The organism is Amycolatopsis rhizosphaerae, assembly GCF_007713715.1.
In the GTDB taxonomy this organism is placed as follows: Bacteria; Actinomycetota; Actinomycetes; order Mycobacteriales; family Pseudonocardiaceae; genus Amycolatopsis_E; species Amycolatopsis_E rhizosphaerae.
Genome location: NZ_VJWX01000427.1, coordinates 1 through 6,125, shown reverse-complemented (window position 1 = coordinate 6,125; position 6,125 = coordinate 1). Strand labels below are relative to the sequence as shown.

The 6,125-nt window shown below is 69.1% G+C and carries 8 protein-coding genes; 5 read left to right on the top strand and 3 right to left on the bottom strand.

Features of this window, described 5'->3' with window-relative positions:
* The 4 genes from FNH05_RS29560 to FNH05_RS29545 form a co-directional block, all read left to right on the top strand.
* Positions 1–1,742 (top strand): acetolactate synthase large subunit (locus FNH05_RS29560; RefSeq protein WP_144592136.1); only part of this gene is annotated, 1,742 nt, incomplete at its 5' end.
* Complete coding sequence (ilvN, locus tag FNH05_RS29555; protein ID WP_144592135.1) at positions 1,739–2,245, top strand: acetolactate synthase small subunit; 507 nt, start codon at positions 1,739–1,741, stop codon at positions 2,243–2,245. The genes FNH05_RS29560 and ilvN, both read left to right, overlap by 4 nt.
* 41 nt (positions 2,246–2,286) lie before the next feature.
* Positions 2,287–3,300: a ketol-acid reductoisomerase gene (ilvC, locus tag FNH05_RS29550; RefSeq protein WP_144592134.1), complete on the top strand. Its 1,014-nt coding sequence runs from the start codon at positions 2,287–2,289 to the stop codon at positions 3,298–3,300.
* A 98-nt stretch (positions 3,301–3,398) separates the two neighbouring features.
* Entirely contained in the window at positions 3,399–3,686 is a 288-nt protein-coding gene (locus FNH05_RS29545; protein ID WP_144592133.1) for a DUF397 domain-containing protein, read from the top strand.
* Between the two features lie 20 nt (positions 3,687–3,706).
* Here FNH05_RS29545 and FNH05_RS29540 read toward each other — a convergent pair whose 3' ends face one another.
* Together FNH05_RS29540 and FNH05_RS29535 are read right to left on the bottom strand one after the other, a co-directional pair.
* Entirely contained in the window at positions 3,707–4,132 is a 426-nt protein-coding gene (locus FNH05_RS29540; RefSeq protein WP_144592132.1) for a tautomerase family protein, read from the bottom strand.
* Positions 4,133–4,164: 32 nt separating this feature from the next.
* Positions 4,165–4,866: an SDR family oxidoreductase gene (locus FNH05_RS29535; protein WP_144592131.1), complete on the bottom strand. Its 702-nt coding sequence runs from the start codon at positions 4,864–4,866 to the stop codon at positions 4,165–4,167.
* 92 nt (positions 4,867–4,958) lie between these two features.
* Between FNH05_RS29535 and FNH05_RS29530 the strand changes: the two genes are divergently transcribed.
* Complete coding sequence (locus tag FNH05_RS29530; RefSeq protein WP_144592137.1) at positions 4,959–5,441, top strand: winged helix-turn-helix transcriptional regulator; 483 nt, start codon at positions 4,959–4,961, stop codon at positions 5,439–5,441.
* Between the two features lie 10 nt (positions 5,442–5,451).
* On the opposite strand, the gene FNH05_RS29525 is transcribed toward FNH05_RS29530, so the two are convergent.
* Positions 5,452–6,125 (bottom strand): nuclear transport factor 2 family protein (locus FNH05_RS29525; RefSeq protein WP_144592130.1); only part of this gene is annotated, 674 nt, incomplete at its 5' end.

Genomic DNA, 6,125 nt, shown 5'->3' with positions numbered 1-6,125 from the left:
CCGGTGCGCAGTCGCTGGTGCGCTCGCTCGAGGCGGTCGGCGTCGAGGTCGTGTTCGGCATTCCGGGTGGCACGATTCTGCCGGCCTACGACCCGCTGCTCGACTCCACGAAGGTGCGTCACGTCCTCGTCCGCCACGAACAGGGCGCCGGGCACGCCGCGACCGGCTACGCCCAGGCCACCGGCAAGGTCGGGGTGTGCATGGCCACCTCCGGCCCCGGCGCGACGAACCTGGTCACGCCGCTGGCCGACGCCAACATGGACTCGGTTCCGGTGGTGGCGATCACCGGGCAGCAGACCCGGTCCCTGATCGGCACCGACGCCTTCCAGGAAGCCGACATCTGCGGCATCACCATGCCGATCACCAAGCACAACTTCCTGGTCAAGGACCCGGTGGACATCCCGAGGGTGATCGCGGAGGCCTTCCACCTTGCCTCCACCGGCCGCCCCGGCCCGGTGCTGGTGGACATCCCCAAGGACGTGCTGCAGGAGCAGACCTCCTTCTCGTGGCCGCCCGAGATGCACCTTCCCGGTTACCGGCCCACCCTGCGGCCCCACGGCAAGCAGGTGCGTGAGGCGGCCCGGCTGATCGCGCAGGCGCACAGGCCGGTGCTCTACGTCGGTGGCGGGGTGATCAAGGCGGAGGCTTCCGAGCAGCTGCGCACACTGGCCGAGCTGACCGGCATCCCGGTGGTGACCACGCTGATGGCACGGGGCGCCTTCCCCGACTCGCACCCCCAGCACCTGGGCATGCCCGGCATGCACGGCACGGTCGCCGCGGTCGCCGCGATGCAGCGCGCCGACCTGCTGGTCGCCCTCGGCGCCCGCTTCGACGACCGGGTGACCGGGCGGCTCGACTCGTTCGCGCCGGACGCCACCGTGGTGCACGCCGACATCGACCCGGCGGAGATCTCCAAGAACCGCAAGGCGGACGTGCCGATCGTGGGCGACTGCGCCGAGATCATCAACGACCTCATCGAGGCGGTGAAGGCCGAGACGGAGCGCTCCGGCGCGCCGGAGCTGACCGCCTGGTGGACCCAGATCGACGCGTGGCGGCAGACCTTCCCCGCGGGCTACGAGTGGCCCGCCGACGGCACCCTCTCGCCGCAGTACGTGATCGAACGGATCGGCAAGCTCGTCGGCCCGGACGCGATCTACGCCGCGGGCGTGGGGCAGCACCAGATGTGGGCGGCCCAGTTCATCCGTTACGAGCAGCCCCGCGCCTGGCTCAACTCCGGCGGCCTCGGCACCATGGGCTACGCGGTGCCCGCGGCGATGGGCGCGAAGTTCGGCAGGCCCGACAAGGCGGTGTGGGCGATCGACGGCGACGGCTGCTTCCAGATGACCAACCAGGAACTGGCCACCTGCGCGATCGAGGGCGCCCCGATCAAGGTCGCCGTGATCAACAACGGCAATCTGGGGATGGTCCGCCAGTGGCAGAACCTGTTCTATGCCGAGCGGTACTCCAACACCGATCTCGGTACCCACAAGCACCGCATCCCCGACTTCACCCTGCTGGCCGAGGCGCTGGGCTGCGCCGGCCTGCGGTGTGAGACGAAGGAGGACGTCGACGACGTCATCCGCCGCGCGATGGAGATCAACGACCGTCCCGTCGTGATCGACTTCGTGGTCGGCAAGGATGCCCAGGTGTGGCCGATGGTCGGCCCCGGGGCGGGCAACGACGAGGTCATGGCCGCTCGCGGGATCCGCCCGCTCTTCGACGACGACGAGGTGACCAAGTGAGCACGCATACGCTGAGCGTGTTGGTGGAGAATGTGCCCGGGGCGCTCGCCAGAGTTGCCGGGCTGTTTTCCCGCCGCGGTTTCAACATCGAGTCCCTCGCAGTCGGGCCCACGGAAAACCCCGAGGTGTCCCGGATGACGATCGTGGTCGCCGTTGAGGAGCTACCGCTCGAACAGGTGACCAAGCAGCTCAACAAGCTGGTCAACGTCATCAAGATCGTGGAACTCGAGCAGTCCACGTCCGTGCAGCGCGAGCTGCTGCTGGTGAAGGTCAGAGCCGACGCCACGGTGCGCAGCCAGGTGCTGGAGACCGTGCAGCTGTTCCGCGCGAAGGTGGTCGACGTGTCACCCGAGGCGCTGACCATCGAGGCGACCGGCACCGGTGACAAGCTCGGCGCGCTGCTGCGGATGCTGGAGCCCTACGGTATCCGTGAGATCGTGCAGTCCGGCATGGTCGCCGTCGGCCGGGGCGCTCGTTCCATCACCGCCACCTCACCGCGCTAAGACCACGAACGCAGAAAACCGAAAGGAAGTCAGTTCCCCTCATGTCAGTCGAAATCTTCTACGACGACGACGCCGATCTGAGCATCATCCAGGGTCGCAAGGTCGCCGTGATCGGGTACGGCAGCCAGGGCCACGCCCACGCGCTGAGCCTGCGTGACTCCGGTGTCGATGTGCGCATCGGTCTGCCGGAGGGGTCGAAGTCGCGCGCGAAGGCCGAGGAAGAGGGCCTGCGGGTGCTCACCCCGGCGGAGGCCTCCAAGGAGGCCGACCTGATCATGATCCTGGCGCCGGACACCAAGCAGCGCTTCATCTACACCGAGGACGTGGAGCCGAACCTGTCCGACGGCGACGCCGTCTTCTTCGGGCACGGCTTCAACATCCGCTACGGCCTGATCAACCCGCCGGCCAATGTGGACATCGCGATGGTGGCGCCGAAGGGCCCGGGGCACCTGGTGCGCCGCCAGTTCGTCGACGGCAAGGGCGTGCCCTGCCTGATCGCGGTCGAGCAGGACGCCTCCGGCAACGCGCAGGCGCTGGCGCTGTCCTACGCGGCCGCCATCGGCGGGGCGCGGGCCGGTGTCATCAAGACCACCTTCAAGGAGGAGACCGAGACCGACCTGTTCGGTGAGCAGGCCGTCCTCTGCGGTGGTGCCTCCGCCCTCGTGCAGACCGGTTTCGAGGTGCTCACCGAGGCCGGTTACGCGCCGGAAATCGCCTACTTCGAGGTCCTGCACGAGCTCAAGCTCATCGTCGACCTCATGTACGAGGGCGGGATCGCCCGCATGCGGTACTCCATCTCGGACACCGCCGAGTACGGCGACCTCACCCGCGGCCCGCGCGTGATCACCCCCGAGGTGAAGGAGAACATGCGCAAGATCCTGGGTGAGATCCAGGACGGCACGTTCGCCCGCGAATGGGTCGCCGAGGACGAGGCCGGACGGCCGAACTTCCAGAAGCTCCAGGAAGCCGGCGAGCACCACCCGATCGAGGAGACCGGTCGCAAGCTGCGCGGCCTGATGTCCTGGGTGGACCGTCCCATCACCGAGACCGCCTGACCAGGGCCCAAGTCCGGCAAGGGGCTCCGGCGTGGATTGTCCACGCTGGAGCCCCTTGTCGTGTTTCGGCTCCCGGACGGCAGCGCTACCGTGAGGCCATGACTACAGGCGCTAAAGGGGCTACGGACGACAAGGCCGATGTCCGGGACGAACTGGATTGGGATGCCGTGGAGTGGCAGCGTGCCGAACCGCCCGGCGAGACCATTGAGGACGCTCTCGAGTTCGCGTTGGTACCGCACACCGACGGGGTGACCTATACGGTGCTGCGGCAGTCGTCCGAACCGGACGGCACGGTGCTCGTCTTCACCCCGTCCGAGTGGTCCGCCTTCGTGGCCGGAGCCCGGGACGGCGAGTTCGACCTTCCCGCAGACAACGCGGACAACTAGGACCTGCCCGGCGGAGCCGGTCAGTAGGGGGACGCCGAGTTGCTTTCGGCCCAGAGCTTCTCGGCGTCGGATCCCCCCGGGGGCGGCACGATCCCGTTGATCATCCACAGCTCGTCGCTGGTCTCGTCGATGTGGAACTCCCAGTGCAGTCCCTCGATCCGCTCGAGGTGGGGCCGCAGCATGCCCTTGACCCATTGGGCGGTCCGGCGCCGGCTCTCCTGGTCGGGGTTGCGCCGGGCGATGTGGTCGATCGCGATGCGGACCCCGACCGGTGTGGGCTCCCCGCCGACGTAGAAGTCCTCGGGCCGGGTCTCGTGGAACAGCGTGACCACGTAGAACCGGGGCAGCCCGACCTGTTCGTAGTGGTCCGCGATGCGCGAGGCGAGTTGGTGCTTTTCCTCGTCGGTGAAGATTCCCGGCGTGTGGTGAATGGTCCACAGTGGCATTGTTCGTACTCCTTCGGTGTCGGGACGTGGCGTCAGCGGAGGGCTGAGAAGGTCAGGTGCTCGACGGGGCCGGACAGCGCCGCCTTGACGGTTGCGGTGACGTCGTCGGCGAGTACCTCCGTGGCCTCGGCCTCGAGGCCGTCGAGGATTCGCGCGGCCACCTCGGCCGGGGTCGCCTTCGGCAGCTTCACGGCGGAGACCATCTCCGTGTCGATGAACCCGGCGTGCACGCCGACGACCCGGGTGTTCTGGCCCGCCAGTTCGAGCCGGAGCGAGTTGGTGAGCGACCACGCCGCCGCCTTGGACGCCCCGTAGGCACCGCTGCCGGCCAGCCAGGACAGCACCGAGTGCATGTTCACCAGTGCGCCCCCGCCGTTCGCGGCCAGGACCGGCGCGAACGCCCGCGCCACCCGCAGCGGCCCGAAGACGTTGATGTCGAACGTCTCGGTGACGCGCTCGAAGTCGCCCGTCAGCAGCGGATCCGGCAGCAGGATCCCCGCGTTGTTGAACACGATCTCGACGTCGGCGGCGATCTCCGCGAGGGCGGCGACCGACGCCGCCGAGCGGACCTCCAGTTCGGCGGTCACCACCTCCGGGCGGTCGTCGAGGTGGGCCGAGCGCGCGGTGGAGTACACCTTGCGCGCCCCGCGCGCCAGCGCCTCGTCCACCAGTGCCGCGCCGAGTCCGCGCCGCCCACCGGTCACCAGGGCCACCTTGCCCGCTACTGCAACCACGGAACCTCTCCATCTGAATAACGGTATCGTTAGTCAGATGGAAGCACGCCTCACTGGGTAACGCAAGCATTAGTTACAATGGCGGGGTGGCCATGAGGTTCGAGGAACGGTTGCGCGACCGGGATGCGTGGTCGATCGGTGACGGCTGCTCGGCGGGCCGGGTGCTGGACCTGCTCAGCACCAAGACGGTGTTCCTGGTGGTCCGCGAGTTCTTCTACGGCACGACCAGGTTCGACGACTTCGTGGCGCGGATCGGGACCTCGGCGCCCGCGGTGTCGCGGGCACTCAAACAGCTGAAGGCCGCGGGGATCGTCGCGCCCGTTCCCTATCGGGAGCCGGGAAGCCGGGCCCGCGAGGAGTACCGGCTGACCGAAGCCGGCGAGGACCTGCTGCCGGTGTTCCTGTCACTGATGCAATGGGGCGACAGGTACCTGCAGGAAGGCCGCCCGCCCCTGTCGTTCGTCGACGCCGGCACCGGACGTCCGGTACGGGTCCGTGCCACCGCCGACCCGGCGCCGGAGGCGAAGTCCGACGACATCGAGATCCGGCTGAACCCCGCCTGGCGGCGAGGCTAGCGGCCGAGGGTCACGCCGCGCGGGCGGCGTCCAGCAGCTCGGCCAGTGTGCCGGTTCCGGCGGCGAGGGCGAGGTGGTCGCCGTAGTCGCGCGACCGGGTGATGAGGCCGTCGCGGACGTGCGTGACGAACAGGTTCGACAGCGCGAAGAGACCGTAGCGGTGGACGTAGCGGAACTCGGAGACGATCAGTCCGGGATCGGTTCCCTGGTAGGTGACCAGATCGTGGGCCCGCAGCCGGGCGCCGCGCTCGGGCGCGAAGTGTGCCCGCAGTTCGTCGCGGCTGGTCAGCGCCGGTGCCGTCGGGTGGAACGGGTGTGTCACGTGGCAGTCCTCGGCGTACAGGCCGGCGAGGGCCGCGCCCTCTCCGTTCGTGACGCCGTGGAGCAGCCGCTCGACGACCCCGCGCGGGCTGCCCGCGGGGGCGGAGACGGCCACCTCGGGTGACGTGGGCGGCGGCACGCTCAGCGGCGTGTACTGCGCTGCCAGTGCGTCCAGCCCGTCCCGTGCGGCGGCCATCTTCAGGTAGTCGTGGTAGTCCCGCGAGTGCACGATCAGGCCGTCGCGGACCCGCAGCACCTGCACGTTCGCGCTGCGGAAGGTGCGATCGCCGTGGCGCCCGTCGTAGGTGAATTCCGCGACGACCAGTTCGGGATCGGTGGTCTCGTGGACCACCACGTCACGGG

What these genes read in the sequence shown, in the direction of transcription:
- FNH05_RS29540 (WP_144592132.1), bottom strand. Translation starts at nt 4,132, where the DNA reads ATGCCACTGTGGACCATTCACCACACGCCGGGAATCTTCACCGACGAG.
- ilvC (WP_144592134.1), top strand. Translation starts at nt 2,287, where the DNA reads ATGTCAGTCGAAATCTTCTACGACGACGACGCCGATCTGAGCATCATC.
- FNH05_RS29545 (WP_144592133.1), top strand. Translation starts at nt 3,399, where the DNA reads ATGACTACAGGCGCTAAAGGGGCTACGGACGACAAGGCCGATGTCCGG.
- FNH05_RS29530 (WP_144592137.1), top strand. Translation starts at nt 4,959, where the DNA reads ATGAGGTTCGAGGAACGGTTGCGCGACCGGGATGCGTGGTCGATCGGT.